Below are 20826 nucleotides of genomic sequence, written 5' to 3'. Positions count from 1 at the left end.
CGGTTTGCACCCCGCCGGCCCGCTCGATAAAGTCCTCCATGACTTTTACCCCACGGACGGAGATCCCGCGTGTTTCCAGCCCAGCCTTTGAAGCGCTTTCGCCTGCCAGCCCTGACACTGCTTGTCAGCGCTCTGACCCTCAGTGCATGCAACGCCCCGCCCTCTTCCTCGTTGCCGCTGGCACCGGAAGTCGCTTCCGGTTACCGCACTGGTCTGCAAACCCGACACGCCAATAAACACATGGCCGCTGCTGCCAATCCACTCGCGGCCGAAGCCGGGCGGGAGATGTTGCGTCAGGGTGGTTCGGCGATTGATGCGGCGATTGCGATGCAGGCGGTGTTGACGCTGGTTGAGCCGCAGTCTTCCGGGATCGGTGGCGGGGCGATGATTGTGTTGTGGGATGGCAAGCAGGTGCGCACCTATGACGGCCGCGAAACGGCCCCGGCCGGGGCCACCGAGAAGCTGTTCCTGAAGGCTGATGGTAAACCGATGGCCTTTACGCAAGCGCAGATCGGCGGCCGCTCGGTCGGTACGCCCGGAGTATTGCGGGCGCTGGAGCTGGCGCATCGGCAGCACGGTCGCTTGCCATGGGCGAAGCTGTTTGAGCCGGCGATCAAACTGGCCGAGCAAGGCTTTGCGATTTCCCCGCGCCTGCATTCGCTGCTGACTGCCGATCCACTGATACTCCAGTCGCCAGACATGGCTGCGTACTTCCTGAATGACGATGGCAGCGTCAAAGCTGTCGGCACGCGCCTGCAGAACCCGAAGTTGGCCGCCGTGTTCAAACGTATCGCCAGCGAAGGTGCCGATGCGCTGTACAAAGGTCCGATCGCCGAAGAGATCGTCGCCAAGGTTCAACAGCACGCCAACCCCGGCAGCCTGTCGCTGAACGATTTGCAGCGCTATCAGGCCAAGGAACGCGCGCCGCTGTGTACCGACTACAAGCGTTGGCAGGTCTGCGGCATGCCGCCACCGTCGTCAGGCGGGATCGCCGTGGCGCAGATTCTCGGCACGTTGCAGGCGCTGGAGACTCGCGACCCACGCCTGTCGCTGACCCCGCTCAAACCAGTGAACAGCAATAGGCCGGCCGGCATCGAACCGGCGCCGCAAGCGGTGCATCTGATCGCCGAGGCTGAACGTCTGGCCTATGCCGACCGTGCGCAATACGTGGCCGACACCGACTTCGTCCCGGTGCCGGTCAAAGGCCTGCTCGATCCGGCCTACCTGGCCAGCCGCGCCAGCCTGATCGGCGAGCGCAGCATGGGCAGCGCCAAACCGGGCACACCGCCGGGCGTGCAGGTTGCCTATGCACCGGACCGCTCGCCGTTACGCATCTCCACCTCGCAAGTGGTCGCGGTGGATGACCTCGGCGGCGCCGTGTCGATGACCACCACCATCGAAGCCGCGTTCGGCTCGCACCTGATGGTTCAGGGTTTTCTGCTGAATAACCAGATGACCGACTTCTCGTTCATCCCCGAAGAGAACGGGCAGAAAGTCGCGAACCGCGTCGAACCCGGAAAACGCCCACGCTCGTCGATGGCGCCGACGCTGATCTTTGATCGCAACACTGGTGAATTTGTCGCCACGGTCGGCTCACCCGGCGGCTCGCAGATCATCGAATACGTGGCGAAAACCACCATAGGCCTGCTCGACTGGAACCTCGATGCACAAAGTGCGATCAACCTGCCCAACTTCGGCAGCCGCAATGGCCCCACCGAACTGGAACAGGGACAGTTCAGCCCAGCGCTGATCCAGGCACTCAAGGACAAGGGCCACACGCTCAGCGAAATCGACATGACCAGCGGCACCCAAGCGATCGTGCGGGTGAAAAATGCGCAGGGCAAAGCGACATTGACGGGGGGTGCCGATCCTCGGCGTGAGGGAGAGGCGTTGGGGGACTGAAACACTGCATTGAAAAAGGCCTGCCGAGCAGCAGGCCTTCTCCCGGGAGTAAATCAGACCGCCAACGTCTTGCCATCCACCCCATCCCCAATCGTCAGGAAATGCCCGCCCGCAACGTGATGCAGCGTGCGCAAGCCGTCATGCCCCTCGAAATGCCAGCGCCCATCGCTGAACACACGCTCATCGGCCTGGGCAGCAATGACTTCGGCAAGGAACAGGTCGTATTGCTCGTGATTGCGCGGCTCCGGCAGCAGGCGGCATTCGAGCCAGGCGACACAGCCCTCAAGCAGCGGCGCTTCAATCTGTTCGCCAGCGAAGGTGTGTAGGCCGTACGCCTGAAACTTGTCCTGACCTTGGTTGCGGGTGATTTCCAGGCCGGAGGTGTTGCCGACGGTTTGCACGATATCGGCCTGATTGACGCAAGGCACGTTCAGCACAAAGGTGCCGGAGGCTTCGAGCAACTGGCGGGTCCAGGTGGATTTGTCGAGGACGACGGCGACTTTCGGTGGTTCGAAATCCAGCGGCATGGCCCAGGCGGCGGCCATGATGTTGCGCTGGCCGTCGTGAGCGGCGCTGACCAGCACGGTCGGCCCGTGGTTGAGCAGGCGGTAGGCTTTGTTCAGGGGCACCGGACGGCGGTGGGAGACGCTCATGGGATTTGCTCCGGAGGAAAAGGAGCCGATTGTAGCGCTGTCACTGGAGAATCGCAGAACCTGTGGGAGTGAGCAGATGCGGCGCTGCCCCTCGGTGATCGTTCCCACGCTCTGCGCGGGAATGCATCCTGTGACGCTCTGCGTCACGCCAGCGAAGGAACGCGGAGCGTCCCGGGCGGCATTCCCACGCAGAGCGTGGGAACGATCAGTGCGGTGTCAGTGAGAGAGCTGATTGGCAAACTGGCCGACCGCATCCACCACTTTCTGCGCACCGTCCTGAATCTCGACGATCACCGTGCCCGCCTCCGCCGCCAGCGCCAGGCCCTGTTCAGCCTGGAGCTTGCCGTCGGTCATCAGCGCCACGGCATTGCGGGCCATTTCCTGGTTCTGCCGTACCACGCCGACAATTTCGTCCGTCGCCTGGCTGGTGCGCGAGGCCAGTTGCCGGACCTCGTCGGCCACCACCGCAAAACCACGCCCCTGCTCACCGGCGCGCGCCGCCTCAATGGCAGCGTTGAGCGCCAGCAGGTTGGTCTGTTCGGCAATGCCGCTGATGGTTTTGACGATCGTGCCGATCACCAGCGACTGCTCGTTGAGCGCCTCGATACCTTCGCCAGCGGCCTGCATGTGCCGCGACAAATCACGCATCACGTTGACCGCTTCGGTGACGACCGTGGTGCCCCGTTGTGCGGTGCTGTCGGTTTGTTGCGAGGTGCTGTAAGCGATGCTGGCCGCGTCGGCAACCGCCTGCTCGCGGTTGACCTGATCAGTAATCACCGTGGCGAACTTCACCACTTTGTACAGTTTGTCGTTGGCATCAACCACCGGGTTGTAGGACGCTTCCAGCCACACCGTACGACCATGGCTGTCGATACGCTTGAAGCGGCCAGCGACAAACTCACCGCTGTTCAAGCGCCGCCAGAAGTTCTGGTACTCGGCGCTGTTGTACTCATCCGGGGCGCAGAAGGTGCGGTGATGTTTGCCTTTGATCTGCGCCAGGCTGTAACCCATGCCGTTGAGGAAGCGATCATTGGCGCTGAGCACATTGCCGTTGAGGTCGAACTCGATCACGGCGGTAGAGCGCACCAGCGCGCCGATCAGGTTCTCATGCTCGCGGGAGGCTTCGATGGTGCGGGTCAGGTCGCTGGCGTAGAAGGAAATGTGTCTGATCCGGCCATCGGACGAGCGTACCGGTTGCACGATGGAACGCAGCCACGCCTCGTCGCCATTGCCGCGCAACAGGCGCACGGCGCCGGCGAAGTGCTCGCCACGGCTCATCGAGTTTTTGAAGCGCTGATGGAATTCGTCGGTTTTGACGTGGGCCGGCACGATGTCTTCAATTGCCCGGCCGACCAGGTCCTGGCTCTTGTAGAGCATTTCATCGAGAAAATTCTGGTTGACCGAACGAATCCGCCCGTCGGGCTCAAGGGTCAGCGCGAGCATTTCGCTTTCCAGGCTTTCCTTCACTTGTACAAGGCTGGAGAGTTCTTCGCGCAGAGCGGCCAGCTCTTGTTTCAAGCGTTTATTGAACATGGGAAAGCACCGATGGCAGGGTAGTTAGCGGATACAACCTAGCCATCGGCCTTGCGCAGCTTTTCTGAAGCCAGCTCCAGACCCGTCAGTCGAAAATAATCCGGCGCTTGCGGTTCAGGCAGCGCCGGCAGCCTGACACGGTCCGGTAAGTGGCATGCGCGCACCGAAATACGCCGCTGTCAGAACTCCCACCGCGCCCATCACTGCACAGAAGATTACGCAGACCCACTGGCTCCACGGCATCAGACCAATCAGCAACAGCGGCGTGATACTTGCCCACGCCGCGTAGGCAATGTTGTAGGTGAAGGAAATGCCCGACACGCGAATCCGCGCCGGGAACAACCCGACCATCACCGAAGGCACCGCACCCACTACCCCACAAGCGAGACCGGCGACCGCATAGGCCATGCCGATCCAATGCCCGCCCATGATCAGACAGCCATACAACACGCCAATGCCCAATGGCAGCAACAGGCTGTAGAGCATGACCGTGCGCCAGGCGCCGATGCGGTCGACCAGCAGACCGGCGATCACGCAGCCGATATTGAGGAAGACGATGCCCAATGCACTGAGGCCGAATGTGTGGCTGGCAGTCATGCCGAAGGTTTTCTGCATCATGGTCGGGGTGATGACGACGAACACCACCACTGCCGAGGTCAGTACGCAGGTGAGCAACATGGCCGGCAGCATGGCCAGACGATGTTCACGCAGCACCGTGCGCAGCGGCAGCTCGACCCGCGCCTCGCGCTGCGCTTCCATGGCCATGAACACCGGGGTTTCGCTGAGCCATCGGCGCAGATAAACGCCCACCACGCCGAACACGCCGCCGAGCAGAAACGGATAGCGCCAGGCGTAATCGAGAATTTCGGCAGGCGTGAAAACCTGCGCCAGGAAGGTCGCGGTGAGTGCGCCGATCAAGTAACCGAAGGTCAGGCCGGCCTGCAAAAATCCGAGGGCGTAACCGCGATGGCCGGTCGGGGCATGCTCGGCGACGAACACCCAGGCACTTGGCACTTCGCCGCCCACCGCAGCGCCTTGCAGGATGCGCAGCGCCAGCAACAGCAAGGGCGCGAAATAGCCGATCTGCGCGTAGGTCGGCATGATCCCGATCAGCAGGCACGGCAGGGCCATCATCAGGATGCTCAGGCTGAACACCTTTTTGCGGCCCAGACGATCGGCGAAATGCGCCATCAGAATCCCGCCCAGCGGCCGCGCCAGATAACCGGTGACGAAGATGCCGAAACTCTGCAGCAAACGCAGCCACTCGGGCATTTCCGGGGGGAAGAACAGCTGACTCAGGGTCAGTGCGAAGAATACGAAGATGATGAAATCGTAGATTTCCAGCGCCCCGCCGAGCGCCGCAAGGCCGAGGGTCTTGTAATCGGCACGGCTGAACGGCGCCGGTCGGGCTGGAGAATTGGCAGTCATGACAAAGAACTCAGGCATCGGCAAAAACCAAGGCGCTCATGGTCTACGCAAAAGCGCGGATCGACAACCCGTCAGACCATAGTCTCGGTTTGCGAAAACCTGCTCAACAAAAGGGCGGCGCTTGATTTACTGTTAGCGCCTGTCCAAGGGACCACGCCAACACCGACCAGCCGCCCATTTGGGAGCGAGCCTGCTCGCGAAACGTCAGTTCAGACAATCTGATGCTGAATGTGCCGACGTCTTCGCGAGCAGGCTCGCTCCCACAGGGGATCTCTGTGGCTGTCGAGCCGGGCGACTGCTCCCGCAGATCAAAATAACCATAAAAAATCCGAGGTACTTCCCGTGGCCGTTGATATCGAAGATAGCCGCTCCGCGCGCTTTGCCCTGCGCTGTTCCAGTTTTGCCGAACGCTGGTTTCCCGACTCCTGGGTGTTCGCCGCGTTGGCCGTCATCATCGTTGCGCTGGCCACTTTGGCCATGGGCGCCAAACCCACCGCTGCAGCGATGGCCTTCGGCGACGGCTTCTGGAGCCTGATCCCGTTCACCATGCAGATGGCCTTCGTGGTGATCGGCGGTTACGTCGTCGCCAGCTCTCCGCCCGCAGTCAAGCTGATCGACAAACTGGCACGCATCCCGAAGAACGGCCGCTCCGCCGTGGCCTGGGTAGCGTTGATCTCAATGGTCGCCTCGCTGCTCAATTGGGGTCTGTCGCTGGTATTCGGCGGGCTGCTGGTACGCGCCCTCGCCCGCCGCACCGATCTGAAAATGGATTACCGCGCCGCAGGTGCTGCGGCATACCTGGGACTTGGCGCGGTGTGGGCGCTGGGCTTGTCATCGTCGGCCGCACAGTTGCAGGCCAACCCGGGCAGCCTGCCGCCGTCGATCCTGTCGATCACTGGCGTGATCCCGTTCACCGAAACCATTTTCCTCTGGCAGTCCGGGGTCATGCTGCTGGCACTGATCGTGATTTCGATCATCATCGCCTACGCCACCGCGCCCGGGCCGAATTCGGCACGCGACGCCAAGGCCTGAGGCATCGACCCGGCGTTCAACCTGCCGCCGCTGCAACCGCGCACGCGCCCCGGCGAATGGCTGGAACACAGCCCTTTGCTGATCATCGTGTTGGTGCTGCTGGCGGCGGGATGGCTGTTTCAAGAGTTTTCGACCAAACCGGCGATTACCGCGATTTCCGGCCTGAACACCTATAACTTTCTGTTCATCATGCTCGGCGCGCTGCTGCACTGGCGCCCGCGCAGCTTCCTCGATGCGGTGGCCCGTGCGGTGCCGACCACCACTGGCGTGTTGATCCAGTTTCCGTTGTACGGCTCGATCGCCGCGCTGATGACCACCGTCAAAGGCGCCGACGCGCAAACCCTCGCGCATCACATCTCGACCTTCTTCGTCAGCATCGCCTCCCACGACACCTATGCGCTGCTGATGGGCGTCTATTCGGCGATTCTCGGTTTCTTCATCCCGTCCGGCGGCGGCAAATGGATCATCGAAGCGCCCTACGTGATGCAAGTCGCCAATGACCTGCAATACCACCTCGGCTGGGCAGTGCAGATCTACAACGCCGCCGAAGCCTTGCCGAACCTGATCAACCCGTTCTATATGCTCCCGCTGCTGGGCGTGCTCGGGTTGAAGGCGCGGGATCTGATCGGCTTCTCGTTTGTGCAACTGCTGGTGCACACGCCACTGGTGCTGCTGCTGTTGTGGGCGCTGGGGACGACATTGGCGTATACGCCGCCGGTGATGCCGTAGCAAAAACGAGCCAGGCCTGTGGGAGCGAGCGCTCGCTTGCACAGGTCTGGCGTGGAAATCATGAAATCCAAACTCAACCGCTTTTCTGTCAAACACCACTGATCCACTATGAAGCGCCCCCAAATCGAGGGGAACCCACGCTGAAAAGGATCTGAGCATGTTCAAACTCGCAGGACTTACCCTCGTTGCACTGACGCTAAGCGCCGCCGCTCACGCCGATGTCGACGTGAAACTGGGCAGCACCGAGCGCGTCACCCGGCTCTTCGCCTACCCCAACAATTGCAGCGTGATCTGCTTTCGCAACTGGACGCTGGAGCAGACCGTTGCTCACTACCTGAGTCAGAGCGTCCAGCGCGACGGTTACGCCGATGCCAAGGTGCTGGTGAAGACCGACAACGATCAGCTCTACGCCGAGATCACCGGAGTGCCGGACGGCTATGACAAGCCGCTGTCGGCGTTGCTCGACGCCGGCGATCTGGCTTATGCCGGCGCCAGCAAGCTCAATGCCGATGGCAAATGGGCCTATAGCTGGTATCTGTTCCTGCCGTTGGGCATGGCTCTGGAGAATCGCAAGAGCGTCGAGTTGCTGCACTTCCCGCCTGACTACTCGCTGACCCAGGCGCAGGACTACCTGCGCTCGAACACCACCGATCGCTGGGCGACGTTGCTGACCGATAACGGCATCCCCGCCGGGCAGACGCCGGCTTACCAGACCATCATCGACATCGCGCCGATCGCCGCGCCGTCCAATGCCGGCGGGGATCTGGAGGACGTCTACGACTACTTCAAGGATTACCAGACCACGCTGGTCAAGCAGTTTAGCCAGACCGCCAGCGGCACAACGCTGCCGATGGTTGCGTTCGGGGCGCCGGTGCGCAACTGGATCAAGGAACAGTATGGGCCGACGGTGGGCGTCTTGGGTCTGGCAAGCATCAGTCCAAGCGAAGGGGTGAATGTGCCGGTGCTCGGCTCGAATCATCCGAGCTATATCTGGTACGCCGCCGATCCGAAGAGCTATACCGGCGACGATGCCCAGGCCAAGGCTGACGCGGCGGGCCTGAAAGTCATGGGCCAGGATTTGAGCGCGGCTTGCTGGCAGGCCGGGATGGGCAGCAAGCCGGGCAGCGATGCGCAGGCCACGCTGAACAGTTGCACGCAAACATGGCAAGTGACGCAAAAGGTCAAAACCTGCGAGTTGTTCTACACCTCGATCCGCAACCTCAGCGTCGAAGAAGCGACTGCCAAGTGCGCCACGCCACCGGTCAAGACGCAACTGCAACAGCTGAAAGCGCCCTTGCCTGCGGCCGCCGTGCCCGCACCCGCTCTGTAATCGCTGCCGGAGCCCCCGTGTCAGCCAATGCTGACGCGGGCCAGCGGTGATCGCGCCTGTCAGGTTTGACAGTAGACCGGTACCTTCAATTGCGCGACGCTTGGATCCAATCATGCTTCGCCTGGCGAGGCATGGGCACAACCCGGAGGCAACACTCAACAACAAGGATCGTTATGAACAATCAAGCCGTGGGCCGGCACCTGCCGCGCGACACAGAAGGCATCTATCCGTTCGCCGGACTTCCGGTGCGGCTGGGTTTTCCATCCTGCGACGACTTCCAGATCATCCACAACGAACGAGGCGTCGCCACGGCAGTGGTCGCGCGCCGTGAGTTTCTGCGCATCAGCCGAATGTGCCGGGTTTCGGGGCAATTGCTGCCCTATCGCTGTCGACAGACACGCCAGTTGCAAACCGGCATCCACGTTTACGATCCGCGCTTTTGCGGGGTGCTGGAACACGCCTGCGACCCGAATGTATTTCTCGACATGAGTGAGTTGTGGCTGTGGGCCTTGAAAGATATCCATAGCGGCGAACATCTGAGCATCGATTACGCATCGACCGAAGACAAACTGCTACGCCAGTTCGCCTGCGATTGCGGTTCGTCGCGCTGCCGTGGCTGGATCACCGGTTACGACGAACCACCCACGCCTGAAGGCCAGCGCTTTTTACAGCGCTGGCGGCATCCAGGCCGAAGCTGAAAGCTGCGGTTACGGCGCGCCGACCGGACGCAAACGGTATTGCGGCGGCAACTGTTCGAAACCACTGATGGTGGTATTGAGACTTTTCCAGCGGCCATCCTTGATGCCGTAGATGCAGCCGTGGATCGACAGCGGCTGCCCGCGATGCCAAGCGTTCTGAATGATGCTGGTGTGCGCGACGTTGGCCACTTGCTGGATCACGTTGAGTTCGCACATGCGATCGACCTGCTCTTCTTCGGTCGCCAGCTTGGCCAGTTCTTCGCGTTTCTCGTAGTACAGATCGCGGATCGAGCGCAGCCAGCCGTCGATCAGGCCGAACTGGCGATCCTGCATCGATGCGCGCACGCCGCCGCAGCCGTAGTGGCCGGTGACGAGGATGTGTTTGACCTTGAGCACATCAACCGCGTACTGGATCACGGACAGGCAGTTGAGGTCGGTGTGCAGCACGACGTTGGCGACGTTGCGGTGCACGAACAGATCGCCCGGCAGCATGCCGACGATTTCATTGGCCGGTACGCGTGCGTCGGAGCAGCCGATCCATAGATATTCCGGAGTCTGCTGGCGCGCCAGTTTGGCGAAGAAATCCGGGTCTTCCTTGGTGATGGCGTCAGCCCAACGCTCGTTGTTATCAATCAGGTCTTGTAGATCGTGCATGGATAAGGCCTCAAGAAAGATGCGCAGGTTTGATAGACGACCACCCGTCGAAGTCACGCCGCCAGCGCAAAGTGTTTTCGTTGGAATTCTCGCGCGCCCGGTGAGTCCACTCAGTAAGGCCCACACTATGAGGAATTGCCATGACTGATTCACGACGCCCTTATGATGCGGTGCAACCGGAACCCATCGATGATAACGAAGACCGCATGGGCTCGGTGCACGAGCTGGATTTCGACGATGAAGAGCCCAGCGCGAAGATCGGCGATGAGCTGCCCGAGCGTGAACGTGAACAATTGATGCCGGCTGAGCGAGTGCGTGAGGCGGGTATGACCGGGGCCTCGGTGGACGATCACCAGCCGACTGACGATGACCTGAGCCCGGAAACGTTGATTCGCGAGGATGGTGCGCGCGATGCCGAGGAAGTCGGCGAGGGCAATCAGGCGGATTGGGATCTGAGCGTGGTCGATGAAAATGACATCGGCGGCGGTGACGGGCTGGATGAAGCGGAACTGGCGGATCTGGATCCGCTGGATGGCAAGCGCTGATCCGCTGACTTGAAATTTGCCCCCTGTAGGAGCTGCCGAAGGCTGCGATCTTTTGATTTTGCTTTGGATCTTACAAAAACAGGATCAAAAGATCGCAGCCTTCGGCAGCTCCTACATGGCCTCAGTCAACCAGGGTACAGGCCATCACCACCGCATCCTCACGCCCACCCACCGCCGGATAATAATCGCGACGCCGGCCGATCTCGTTGAAGCCATACCGCTCATACAACTTGAACGCAGCCGTGTTGCTGTCGCGCACTTCAAGAAAACACTCCCGAGCCTCAGCCGCATACGCTCGCGACATCAGATGCTCAAGCAATGTCAGCCCCAACCCGCGCCCCTGATTTTCCGGCTTGACGGTGATATTGAGCAGGTGCGCCTCATCAAGAATGATCTGCACCACACCGTGGCCCACCTGCTGCTGCCCTTCGAACATCAGCCAGATCTGGTATTTGCCCAGGCCATCGAGAAAAATCCCCCGGGTCCACGGATGGCTGTACGCGGCGTATTCGATCTTCAACACAGCGTCCAGGTCCGCCTCGGTCATCGGGCGAAAGGTTACAGCCTCACTCATCGGATTGTTTCCAGCGCGCCATCAGCCGACGCATGGCTTGCCACACAGCGGCCTTGCGCTGTGGCTCTTCCATTAACAGTTCCAGACCGGGAATCGCCCAGGCCAGGCCCAGACCTTCGATCTGCAATTCGCTATTGAACGCTTCGGCGTCCGCTTCCCCGGCAAATTTCACCGCCGGCAGGCCGATCAGCCACAGACAGGCGCAGGGCGCCGCTTCCATCTGCACCGAGAGGAAACCCTGCACGAAGTCGCGCGCCGCTTCCGGGCCTTGATCCAGCGTGCCGCGATTGAGCCACGGCCAGCGCACAGGTTCGCCGACGATTTGCGGCGCATCCGGCAGACCGGCGGCGCGCAGCATGTCCTTGAGCAGCAGGTAGGCCGGATCGCGACTCTGAAACGCTTCGCCTGTGGGTAACTCGACCAGCAGCAGGCAACGCCCGGCGCGCAGCAGTTGCAGGGCGAAACGCGGTGGCGGCACTGGCGCTGGCTTGACCACCACCGGCGTGTCGTCGACTTCTTCCACCGGTTTCGCGCCGTTGCGGGTACTGGCCAGCGACGGACGCGGCACCTCGATTTTCGGTCGCTCGGCCTGACGCGCGGCAGGCTGCGCCGGTGCTTCGGCCAGAGGCGCCGGAACAACCGGTACCTCAAGCTCAGGCTCGGGCATCTCCAACAGCTCGGGCCGCGACGGTGCGGCGAAAGGCAGTTCGGTGCGCGGCAGCCAGTTGACCACCTGCATGGCGTTCAAATAGGCGCGGCGGCGGGACTCGATAAGCAAAGGTCGGCCACTTGTGGATAACGGAAAGTGCGCTGATTCTACCGCCCTTCGCACAAGATCGCTCGCTGTTGATCGATACCCCGCGCTGCGCTGCGCCGCTGCCCTTTGGGCAAAGAATGCGACAGCCCGTCCCGAGAGTGAATCGCCGCGCCTGTGATGCAGTACAATCGCCGCTTTTAATCGCCAACCAGCCGGCCATTCCGATGATCGAACCCAAGCGCGTCTTGCGCGCCCTCGCTGAACACTGGGCACTTCTGGAGCCACTGTGCGAGCACTTCGACCAAGGCACCCTGAGCCTCAACGAACTGCGCACGCAACTGGCCGCCCAACAACTCGACAGCACGCCGCAGGACATCACCAGCCTGCTCGACGTGTGGATTCGCCTCGATATTCTGGTTCCGGTGGCGAAAAGCCCGAACCGTTTCGAGCTCAACGCGCAGATCCACGACTTCCTCGCCTACCTGCGCCGCGAACACCGCCTCGGTCTGTGCCTGGAAATCGAAGCCTATTTGCGTCACCTGGAGCGTCTGGCCGGTTACATCCAGGACGCTTTCGACGTTCGTGATGGCAACGATCTGGCGCGCCAACTCCGCTTGCTCGACATGCGCGTGCGCGACGTACTGAAGAAACTCGACAACGATGAACAGGCCCTGGTGGCAGTCGCCGAACGGGCGAAGACCAGCGACCGGCAGATTCCGCTGCGTCAGCGTTACGCCGAAGTACTGGCGACGTGGGACGAATACGTCGAGCCGATGATTGATCTGGTCAACGCCGACGGCGCCTTCGAACAAGGCGTGCGCAAGGTCGAAACGGTGCTACTGAAGATGCTCAGCGAACAGCAGCGTCTCGGCCATCTGGTCGATGACGACATGCTCCTGCGCACCCACGCGCGCATCCTCGAAATGCAGACCAGCGCGCAACTGACCCTGCGCCATGCCCGCGAACTGCTGCTGCCGTTGCGTGAAGAAGCGCGTCGGCATAACGCCGTGACCCGTGGCGCCGCACTGGCGCTGGCGGCGATCCGGCGTAAAGGCATCGACGCCGTGCCGCAAGCCGCAATGCCGCTGTTCACCCGTCCGCAAAGCACCTTCCTCGGCAGCGCCAGTCAGGTCGAAGCCTACGTTTATGCGCTGGCGCGTTTCGAGCCGAAACCGGCGCGCTTCCCCAAGGCGCACAAAACCCAAAAGGCTGGCGACGCGCCACGTGCACCGCGCACCGTGCGCGAGATGGTCGATCGTTGCGAAGAATCGTTGCCGATGCCGGACCTGATGACCTGGCTGCTGGAGCAGGAACCGGACGGCGCCACCGACGAATTGCTTTATTGGTTCTCGCGCCTGTCGCGGGAAAAACGCTTCAAGCGCGAGCGTCTGGAACGCCGCGAATACCACACTCACGAGCACCAGGTCAGCCTGCGCTCCTTCGCCCTGCTCTCGGCCAGCGACACCGCCGCCGAGGATTCTGCGAGCATCCCAAATGCATCTTGATCTTTCCGAACTGTCGCAACTGGCGCCGATCTTCCGCGAGTTGTTCAAGGGTTACCACGTCAGCCGCCGCGATCCCGAGCTGTACGCACAATTGTCGAATTTCCAGGACCAGTACCGCACGCTGTTCAAGGCGCTCGGCTTTGAACTGGTCTGCGACACCCGTGGTTTCTACTATTTCGTGCCGGACATGGCCGCCGCAGCGGTGAACAAGACCGCCCAGCGTCTGGCGCTGTTCACCTTCATCCTCGTCGAGCACCTGGCCGATCAGGGCCGCGACCCGATCGCCGTGCTCGACGGCGGCAGCCTCGGCCGCGAAGAATTGCCGTCGCTGCTGGACAAGTACCGCGACCTGTTCATTCAGGCCGAAGTGCAGACCGTCGAAGAACTCGAAGAAAAGATCATGCGCCGCATGACCCAGCTTGGTTTTGCCGGCGAAGAAAACGGTGTCTACCGCTTCCTGCCGCCGATGCATCGCTTCCTCGACGTGTGCCTGTCGGTACAACAGGACCGCGACCTCGCAGCCAGCGTCCACAGCGTTCTGCCGCTGCCGGCGCCGGTGCTGATCGACGAAGAAGCCGAAGCGAAATTCCTCGAAACCGACGATCCGCTCGATCTTTCCGAATTTGAAGAAGAAAGCGAAGAAGACGCACTGGCCCGCGCCATTGCCGAAGAACAGGAGTCCGATGCATGAGCCAGGAACGCTACGGCATCCGCCGCTTTGCCCTTTTGAACACCGCCGGTTACAGCCTCGGTCTGTTCCCGCTGGAAGAACCGTTGTCGGTTTACGGCGCGAACAACCTCGGTAAATCGGCGTCGATCAACGCTTTGCAGTTCCCGATTCTGGCGCGCATGTCGGACATGAGTTTCGGCAAGTACAGCCTCGAACAATCGCGGCGCTTCTACTTCGCCTCCGACACCAGTTACATCCTCGTCGAAGTCAACCTGCCCCACGGCCCGCACGTGATCGGCGTGGTCGGTCGCGGCCCGGGCGGCGGTTTCGGGCACCAGTTCTTCGCCTACGCCGGCAAGCTCGATCTGGCCCACTACCAGAAAAACGATACCTGCCTGCGCCAGAAAGAACTGTTCAGCAATCTCGAAAAGGAAGGGCTGAAAGCCTACGAGCTCAAGCCGGATGAACTGCGCCGCTTGCTGGTTGGCGGCCATACGTCGATCCCGCTCGACTTGACGCTGATCCCGCTGCGCTCCACCAGCGAGCAGAGCCTGAAGACATTCCGCGCGCTGTTCATCAACCTGCTGCACATGCGCGAAATCACCGCGGCCAAGCTCAAGCAACTGTTCCTCGATGCTTTCGAGCACAGCCTGCGTTCGGGCAGCGTCGATTACATCGCCGCGTGCGAAGAAGCCTTCCGCGACGTGCGGCGCATGGAGCAGGACTACAACTCGCTGGTCGCCGCCGGCCCATTGGTTGAAGCGCTGGCCAACGGCGTGAAACAGCGCGACGTGCTGCGCGGCAAACTGCATCGCCTGTCGCCGCTGCTCGATTCCTTGCTCGGCACCTGGTCGGACTACGCCACGGCGCGCAAGGAAGAGCTGACCATCCAGGCTGAGCACTACCGCCGCGAGCAGGACGATCTGCAAAACGATCAGCGCGGCGGCACCCAGGAACTGATGCGTCTGGAGCGGGAAATTTCCGGCATCCAGCGCTGGCTCGGTGAGCTGTCGGTATTGAAGAACCGCTTCGCCCTGGTCGATGACGTCAAAGTGCTCGAGCAACAATTGCTCGCCGCCAAGGATGCCCACGATGAATTGGCCGGTGCCTTGGCGCAGTCGCGTCAGTTCAGCGCCGAAGACCTCGAAGAGCGTCTGCGCGATCTGGAAAAACGCCTGAAGTCGGTGAAGCAACAACTTGATCACGCCGACAACAACAGCTATGCCCGCCTGCGCGAAGAGTTCTCGCAACAGGACGTCGAGCGCCTGATGCGTCTGTTCAATAGCGCGTTGTTCAGCCTGCCGCTGGGCGAACATGGCATCACCCTCGACGAGAATGGCGAGTGGGTCAAATCGGTCGAGCTGATTCTTGATGGCTTCAAGGGCGAGCGCTTCGAAGTGCCGGGCCTGTCGATCGACATCTCGCACATCGAGGCGCCGGCCCTGCAAGCGCTGGCCGACCGCGCCGCGTTGCGCGATCAGAAAGAGCGTCTGGAAAAAGAGCTCAAGCAACTGAAAACCCAGCAAGCCGTGGCCGCCGACCGCGCCGCGAGCAAGACCCAGACCGAGGCGCTCTATCAGCAGGTGCTGGACGCGCAGAAGGCGCTGGAAGATTTCCGTCGCACCCAGACCCTGAGCGCCGAAGAAAACGACAAACTCGAACAACTGGCGCAGATGGAAGCCGCGCAGGACGAACTCAAGCGCTCCAGCGATGCCTTCACCGAGCGCGTCCAGCAACTGTCGGCCAAGCTGCAACTGGTCGGCCGGCAGATCGCCGACATGGAAGCCAAGCAACGCACCCTCGACGATGCCTTGCGTCGTCGTCAGTTGCTGCCAGCGGACCTGCCGTTCGGAACGCCGTTCATGGATCCGGTCGATGATTCGATGGACAACCTGCTGCCGCTGCTCAACGACTATCAGGACAGCTGGCAGGGTCTGCTGCGTGCCGATGGGCAGATCGAGGCGCTGTATGCGCAGGTGCGTCTGAAAGGTGTGGCCAAGTTCGACAGCGAAGACGACATGGAGCGGCGTCTGTCGCTGCTGATCAACGCTTACGCGCACCGCACCGATGAAGCGCTGACCTTGGGCAAGGCGCGGCGCGCGGCGGTCACCGATATCGCCCGCACCCTGCGCAACATCCGCAGCGACTACGACAGCCTCGAGCATCAACTGGCGTTGTTCAACCGCGAGATCAACAAGCGTCAGGTCTCCAACCTGCAGAGCTTCCGCATCGTCCTCGCGCCGAACAAGGAAGCGCTCAAGCACATCGACCAGATCATCCACAGCGCCGGCCAGTATGAGGAAGGCGAAACACTGTCGGTGTTTGACCTCAGCCAGAGCGCCGAGCAGGACAACAAGAACGAAGAGGCCAAGGAATACCTCGCGCGGCTGGTGGCAGCGAACCACAACCAGCTCGGCCTCAAGGACTTGTTCGAACTGGCCTTCGAGATCACCAAGGTCAATGGTCAGCCAGTCATCCACACCGACATCGACGGCGCGGCGTCCAACGGCACGACCATGACCATCAAGGCGCTGACCAACATGTACTTGTTGCTGCACTTGATGGATCGCGACCTGGCCGGCCGAGTGCGTCTGCCGTACTACCTCGACGAGGCGGCGGACATCGACGAGAAGAACCAGGCGGCGCTGCTGGAAACCAGTCTGCAACTGGGCTTCGTGCCGATTCTGGCGAGTGTGAAGCCGCAAGTCTGCGCCAGTGTCGCAATCGACCTGGAAGGCGGCAGCGGCCCGGCCGGGATCTACATCGATGAGGCGGACTGGAAGTACATTCGCCGCCATGATGTGGTCAAGGCCACGCTGAATGTGCAGGCCGATGAGCCGGAGCTGGATGCGGTTTGATCGGCTTTAGCTGAAGGCAAAAAAGGGCTGCGATCTGATGGGATCGCGGCCCTTTTTTATCGCCTGGATTTTGTGTTGATTTGGCTGGCCCCTTCGCGAGCAGGCTCGCTCCCACAATTGGAATGCGTTCTCCTGTGGGAGCGAGCCTGCTCGCGAAGGCGTCTCAACAGACGCTGCTATTTACCAAGCTGAATCTTCGGCGCCCAGGTCAGCCATTCATCCTCGAATTTGTCGAACAACGGGAACGTCTGCTCGGCCCGAGCCGGATTGCCCATGCGTTCACCGTCCGGGGTGGCGAAGGCAATCCCGCCCTGAATCAGTGTCTCCAGCGACTCGGTGCGCACCGTCACGCCTTTGAACAACCCATAATCGAAGCCCACGCCGCTGGTGTTCCAGAAGCGGCTGCCGCTACGCACCAGTGGCGCGTACTTCGGCTCGATCAGGATGTGCACCAACACACGGTCAGCGGTCTGGCCCAATTCATAACCGGTCACCTTTCCGACGGTGATTTCACGGTAGGTCACTGGTACGCCAGGCTTAAGCGAACCGCGACGGGCAGCGCTCAACACCAGACTCAGACCCGCTTCTTGCTTGGTGACTTCCGGCGCCTCGGCCAAGGCAACGAAGTTCTTCTGCGGGCCGAGATTCTTCGCCGCCGGCTGGACTTCGATGTATTTACCGGTGACCAGCGTTTCCAGATTCTGCGTCTTGATCAGGCCCAGCTCCGGCTTGACCACCCAGAACTGACTGCCGACTCGCGCAATCTTTTCCGGTACTTCGGTGATGCGTGCGGTGAGGATTACCGACTGCATGTCATCGGTCAGATCGACGCTTTCAATCTTGCCGACATCCAGCCCCTTGAAACGTACCGGCGTACCGCTGCTCAAGCCGTCAGCGCGATCAACTTTGATCGTCACTACCGCGCCTTTCTTGTTTGCCTCATCGTGGTCGGCGAACAGACGGAAGCGCGGTATGCGTTTCTTCAACGGCGCATTGGCTTGCGGCGTTTCAAAGGCGATACCGCCGGCCATCAGGGTTTGCAAAGATTCACTCTTGACCTGAATGCCGCCGGTCAAGCCACCGGTGAGGGTGATGCCGCTGACGTTCCAGAAGCGCGTCGAGGCGTTGACCAGGTTTTCGTATTCCTTCTCGATGTGCACGCCGATAACCAGCTGCTTCTTGGTTCGGGAGAACTGGTAGCTCTGCACCGAACCGACCTTGACCTGCTTGTACAGAATCGGACTGCCGACATCGATCGAACCCAGCGAATCGGTAAACAACACCAGATGCAGGCCCGGCGAACGCAGATCCAGCGGCGGAGCTTTCGGTCGCGCTTCGAACTCGCGTTTCGGCGCAGCGCCTTTGTCGCCCGGACGCACGGCGATGTAGTTACCTTTCACCAGCGCTTCCAGGCCGGTAATACCCGCCAGGGAAATCGAAGGCTTGACCACCCAGAACTGCGTGCCCTCAACCAGATAGTCTTCGGCCAACGGATCAAGGGTCAGCTCGGCTGTTGCACTGTTCAGGTCCGGATCGACTTTGAGCGCTTTCAGGTTGCCGACCTGAATGCCTTTGTACATCACCGGTGTGCGACCCGCCTGCAGGCCCTCGAAATCACTGAGTTTGACCTTCACGCGAATCCCGGCAGCGGCGGCGTCGAAGTCTTCATAGAGACGGAATGGCAGGCTGGGATCGGTCGCAGGGCTGTCCTTGCGATTCTCCGGCGTCGCGAACGCGATACCACCGGCGACGATGCTGGCCAAGGACTCGCTACGGACTTTCACACCGGACAGGTTGGCGTCGATGCTGATGCCGCTGGCGTTCCAGAAACGTGTGTGTTTGCGCACCAGTTTGGCGTAGGTCGGCTCGATGAACACCTTCAGTTCAACGGTGCTCTGATCCTCGGAAAGCACGTAGCTTTTGACCTGACCGACCTTGATCTGCTTGTAGAACACCGGGCTGCCGCGATTCAACGAACCGAGGCGATCGGCCTTGATGGTCAGGTGCAGACCGGGCTTGGCGTCAGACAGTGGCGGCTCTTCGGCCAAAGCCTTGAACTTGCGAACCGGCTCGCCTTCACCGGGACTGATCGCAACATAGTTACCCGAGACCAGCGTTTCCAGACCAGTGATACCGGCCAGGGTCACGCTCGGTTTGACCAGCCAGAACCGTGTGCTGGTCTTCAGGTACTGTTCCACGTCCTTATTCATTTCGATGGTGGCGATCACCCCTTTGGAGTTGCCTTCATCGTCGAGCTTGAGCGTCTTGACCTTGCCGACCGGCATGCCTTTGTAGACCACTTCGGTCTTGTTGGCCTGGATCCCTTCGCCGCTTTCGAAGCGCACCTGAATTTCGATACCGGTCTCGGAATAAGCACGCCAGCCGAGCCAGCCGCCGATGATCAAAGCGATCAGAGGCAGCACCCAAATGGCCGACCAGTTCGAAGCCGGTCGGGTTTTCGCTACAGGCAAATCAGTCATGGTCGTCGTCCGACTCCGTGTTATCCCAAATCAGTCGGGGATCGAAAGTTACTGCGGCGAGCATCGTCAGAATCACCACAGAGGCGAAGGCGACGGCGCCCAAATTGGCTTCGACACTGGCTATACGGCCGAAGTTAACGACCGCCACGAGAATGGCGATCACAAAAATATCGAGCATCGACCAGCGGCCGATGAACTCGATGAATCGGTACATCCAGATGCGCTGACGGGCCGACAAAGGCTGCCGACGCTGCACGGAAAACAGCAACAACGCGATGCCGACCAGTTTGAACGTGGGCACCAGAATACTGGCGATGAACACCACGCTTGCGATCGGAATCATGCCGTGCTGCACCAGTTCAATCACGCCGGACATGATGGTGCTCGGCTCACCCTGGCCCAGAGAGCTGACCGTCATGATCGGCAAGACGTTGGCCGGAATATAGATAATGGCTGCCGTGATCAACAGCGCCCAGGTGCGGGTCAGGCTGTTGGGGCGGCGAGCGTGAACCTGCGCGCCGCAGCGGGTACAGCTTTGCTCATCGACGTCAGCTTCCTGCTTGTTCAATTCGTGGCATTCGGTGCACACCAGAATGCCCGCATCAATCGCCCGCATGGGCATCCTCTCCTGATAATGCCTGCCAGATCTGATGCGGTGACATCACCACCTCCAGCCAGACTTGTACCAACAACAAGCCAATGAAACATGCCAGCCCGAGGCCGACGGTAATTGCTGCCATATCCGCCAGCTTCACGATCGCAACGAGGACGCCCATGAGGTAGACCTCGAGCATGCCCCAGTCTCGGAGGTGGTGGTAAATACGATAGAGCAGCAAACCGTAGCTTCGGCCGACATCGAAACGAATCGTCAGTAACACAAACAGCTGGCACAGCAACTTGAGTAACGGTATGGCCATGCTGCAAAGGAAGACGACGATCGACACACCTTGCATGTCGGTGCTGAATAGACCGACCACGCCGCTCCAGACCGTATCCTGCGAAGATTGCCCGAGGATATTGAGTTGCATGATGGGTAAAAAGTTTGCCGGTACGTAAAGTAATAACGCGGCGATTACCAGGGCGAGGCTACGCTGCACCACGTTATGGCGGTGGGCGTACAACTCATAACCACAACGCGGGCATAGGGCCTTTTCACCATGGGCAAGTGTCGGCTTGCGCATCAGCAAGTCGCACTCGTGGCAGGCTATCAAGTCTTCCAGCGGTAAATCTGACAGCCCGGGGGCGTCAACCGATTCTGACATACAGGCTCTGACTCCGATAAAGATGGGGCTATTCTAGTGTTCTGCTTCGAAAATAACTGTGCAATTTTGTTCGCCACAGCGCTGAAAACTTTCTCGCAGGCAAAACAAAACCCCAACTGCTTTCGCAATTGGGGTTTCGGAATTTAATCTTGACGATGACCTACTCTCACATGGGGAAACCCCACACTACCATCGGCGATGCATCGTTTCACTGCT

General features: G+C 60.9%; 16 protein-coding genes and 1 pseudogene. 8 read left to right on the top strand and 9 right to left on the bottom strand.

Annotation, left to right across the window (positions count from 1 at the left end; translation table 11 throughout):
• Positions 1–69 precede the first annotated feature (69 nt).
• The gene (gene ggt / locus J5M66_RS18980) at positions 70–1902 is read left to right on the top strand and encodes a gamma-glutamyltransferase (RefSeq protein WP_207809669.1); all 1833 of its coding nucleotides are present in this window, start codon (positions 70–72) and stop codon (positions 1900–1902) included.
• A gap of 53 nt (positions 1903–1955) precedes the next feature.
• On the opposite strand, the gene J5M66_RS18975 is transcribed toward ggt, so the two are convergent.
• From J5M66_RS18975 to J5M66_RS18965, 3 genes are all read right to left on the bottom strand, one after another.
• Positions 1956–2555, bottom strand: coding sequence for a flavin reductase family protein (locus J5M66_RS18975; protein ID WP_123444152.1), 600 nt, complete (start codon positions 2553–2555; stop codon positions 1956–1958).
• Positions 2556–2771: 216 nt separating this feature from the next.
• On the bottom strand, positions 2772–4088 hold the full coding sequence (locus tag J5M66_RS18970; protein WP_110602983.1) for a PAS domain-containing methyl-accepting chemotaxis protein: 1317 nt from the start codon (positions 4086–4088) through the stop codon (positions 2772–2774).
• A 114-nt stretch (positions 4089–4202) separates the two neighbouring features.
• The gene (locus tag J5M66_RS18965) at positions 4203–5516 is read right to left on the bottom strand and encodes an MFS transporter (protein WP_207809667.1); all 1314 of its coding nucleotides are present in this window, start codon (positions 5514–5516) and stop codon (positions 4203–4205) included.
• 342 nt (positions 5517–5858) lie between these two features.
• Between J5M66_RS18965 and J5M66_RS18960 the strand changes: the two are divergent.
• The 3 genes and pseudogenes from J5M66_RS18960 to J5M66_RS18950 all read left to right on the top strand — a co-directional run bounded on the left by J5M66_RS18960 (position 5859) and on the right by J5M66_RS18950 (position 9305).
• Positions 5859–7277: pseudogene (locus J5M66_RS18960) on the top strand (TIGR00366 family protein).
• Positions 7278–7434: 157 nt separating this feature from the next.
• The gene (locus J5M66_RS18955; protein WP_123444151.1) at positions 7435–8607 is read left to right on the top strand and encodes a hypothetical protein; all 1173 of its coding nucleotides are present in this window, start codon (positions 7435–7437) and stop codon (positions 8605–8607) included.
• Between the two features lie 173 nt (positions 8608–8780).
• A complete protein-coding gene (locus J5M66_RS18950) occupies positions 8781–9305 on the top strand; it encodes a lysine methyltransferase (RefSeq protein WP_110602981.1) in 525 nt (174 codons plus the stop codon).
• Between the two features lie 9 nt (positions 9306–9314).
• Here the strand turns inward: J5M66_RS18950 and can are convergent, their stop codons facing one another.
• Complete coding sequence (gene can / locus J5M66_RS18945; RefSeq protein WP_039761245.1) at positions 9315–9959, bottom strand: carbonate dehydratase; 645 nt, start codon at positions 9957–9959, stop codon at positions 9315–9317.
• Positions 9960–10099: 140 nt separating this feature from the next.
• Between can and J5M66_RS18940 the strand changes: the two genes are divergently transcribed.
• Positions 10100–10504: a serine kinase/phosphatase gene (locus tag J5M66_RS18940; protein WP_122611786.1), complete on the top strand. Its 405-nt coding sequence runs from the start codon at positions 10100–10102 to the stop codon at positions 10502–10504.
• Positions 10505–10625: 121 nt separating this feature from the next.
• Here J5M66_RS18940 and rimI read toward each other — a convergent pair whose 3' ends face one another.
• Both rimI and J5M66_RS18930 read right to left on the bottom strand, forming a co-directional pair.
• Positions 10626–11078 (bottom strand): ribosomal protein S18-alanine N-acetyltransferase, encoded by a 453-nt coding sequence (gene rimI / locus J5M66_RS18935; RefSeq protein ID WP_039761243.1) that lies wholly within the window; start codon positions 11076–11078, stop codon positions 10626–10628.
• Positions 11071–11817: an energy transducer TonB gene (locus J5M66_RS18930; protein WP_110602976.1), complete on the bottom strand. Its 747-nt coding sequence runs from the start codon at positions 11815–11817 to the stop codon at positions 11071–11073. Before J5M66_RS18930 ends, rimI begins: the two co-directional genes overlap by 8 nt.
• Before the next feature lie 242 nt (positions 11818–12059).
• On the opposite strand from J5M66_RS18930, the gene mksB reads away from it, so the two are divergent.
• Genes mksB through mksF form a run of 3 tightly spaced genes read left to right on the top strand, consistent with a single transcriptional unit; the run spans position 12060 to position 16868 of the window.
• Positions 12060–13340 (top strand): Mks condensin complex protein MksB, encoded by a 1281-nt coding sequence (gene mksB / locus J5M66_RS18925; protein ID WP_160768349.1) that lies wholly within the window; start codon positions 12060–12062, stop codon positions 13338–13340.
• Complete coding sequence (gene mksE / locus J5M66_RS18920; protein WP_016773189.1) at positions 13330–14031, top strand: Mks condensin complex protein MksE; 702 nt, start codon at positions 13330–13332, stop codon at positions 14029–14031. The genes mksB and mksE overlap by 11 nt, the downstream gene beginning before the upstream one ends.
• A complete protein-coding gene (mksF, locus tag J5M66_RS18915) occupies positions 14028–16868 on the top strand; it encodes an Mks condensin complex protein MksF (RefSeq protein ID WP_207809665.1) in 2841 nt (946 codons plus the stop codon). The genes mksE and mksF overlap by 4 nt, the downstream gene beginning before the upstream one ends.
• Before the next feature lie 176 nt (positions 16869–17044).
• Here the strand turns inward: mksF and J5M66_RS18910 are convergent, their stop codons facing one another.
• Genes J5M66_RS18910 through J5M66_RS18900 form a run of 3 tightly spaced genes read right to left on the bottom strand, consistent with a single transcriptional unit; the run spans position 17045 to position 20610 of the window.
• Positions 17045–19348, bottom strand: a complete 2304-nt coding sequence (locus J5M66_RS18910; protein ID WP_016773187.1) for an MlaD family protein — start codon at positions 19346–19348, stop codon at positions 17045–17047.
• Positions 19341–19964, bottom strand: coding sequence for a paraquat-inducible protein A (locus J5M66_RS18905; protein ID WP_071173597.1), 624 nt, complete (start codon positions 19962–19964; stop codon positions 19341–19343). Before J5M66_RS18905 ends, J5M66_RS18910 begins: the two co-directional genes overlap by 8 nt.
• Complete coding sequence (locus J5M66_RS18900) at positions 19951–20610, bottom strand: paraquat-inducible protein A (protein WP_056790348.1); 660 nt, start codon at positions 20608–20610, stop codon at positions 19951–19953. The genes J5M66_RS18905 and J5M66_RS18900 overlap by 14 nt, the downstream gene beginning before the upstream one ends.
• Positions 20611–20826 lie beyond the last annotated feature (216 nt).

This window comes from Pseudomonas sp. 67(2021), from assembly GCF_017491835.1.
Taxonomy (GTDB): Bacteria; Pseudomonadota; Gammaproteobacteria; order Pseudomonadales; family Pseudomonadaceae; genus Aquipseudomonas; species Aquipseudomonas atacamensis.
Note: the sequence above shows the minus strand (reverse complement) of the source record. Positions and strands in the feature narration are given on the sequence as shown.

Coding starts and splice junctions, on each gene's coding strand:
- J5M66_RS18970 (WP_110602983.1), bottom strand. CDS start 4,088: ATGTTCAATAAACGCTTGAAACAAGAGCTGGCCGCTCTGCGCGAAGAA.
- can (WP_039761245.1), bottom strand. CDS start 9,959: ATGCACGATCTACAAGACCTGATTGATAACAACGAGCGTTGGGCTGAC.
- J5M66_RS18975 (WP_123444152.1), bottom strand. CDS start 2,555: ATGAGCGTCTCCCACCGCCGTCCGGTGCCCCTGAACAAAGCCTACCGC.
- rimI (WP_039761243.1), bottom strand. CDS start 11,078: ATGAGTGAGGCTGTAACCTTTCGCCCGATGACCGAGGCGGACCTGGAC.
- J5M66_RS18965 (WP_207809667.1), bottom strand. CDS start 5,516: ATGACTGCCAATTCTCCAGCCCGACCGGCGCCGTTCAGCCGTGCCGAT.
- J5M66_RS18900 (WP_056790348.1), bottom strand. CDS start 20,610: ATGTCAGAATCGGTTGACGCCCCCGGGCTGTCAGATTTACCGCTGGAA.
- J5M66_RS18905 (WP_071173597.1), bottom strand. CDS start 19,964: ATGCGGGCGATTGATGCGGGCATTCTGGTGTGCACCGAATGCCACGAA.
- J5M66_RS18910 (WP_016773187.1), bottom strand. CDS start 19,348: ATGACTGATTTGCCTGTAGCGAAAACCCGACCGGCTTCGAACTGGTCG.
- mksE (WP_016773189.1), top strand. CDS start 13,330: ATGCATCTTGATCTTTCCGAACTGTCGCAACTGGCGCCGATCTTCCGC.
- mksF (WP_207809665.1), top strand. CDS start 14,028: ATGAGCCAGGAACGCTACGGCATCCGCCGCTTTGCCCTTTTGAACACC.
- mksB (WP_160768349.1), top strand. CDS start 12,060: ATGATCGAACCCAAGCGCGTCTTGCGCGCCCTCGCTGAACACTGGGCA.
- J5M66_RS18950 (WP_110602981.1), top strand. CDS start 8,781: ATGAACAATCAAGCCGTGGGCCGGCACCTGCCGCGCGACACAGAAGGC.
- J5M66_RS18955 (WP_123444151.1), top strand. CDS start 7,435: ATGTTCAAACTCGCAGGACTTACCCTCGTTGCACTGACGCTAAGCGCC.
- J5M66_RS18930 (WP_110602976.1), bottom strand. CDS start 11,817: ATGCAGGTGGTCAACTGGCTGCCGCGCACCGAACTGCCTTTCGCCGCA.
- J5M66_RS18940 (WP_122611786.1), top strand. CDS start 10,100: ATGACTGATTCACGACGCCCTTATGATGCGGTGCAACCGGAACCCATC.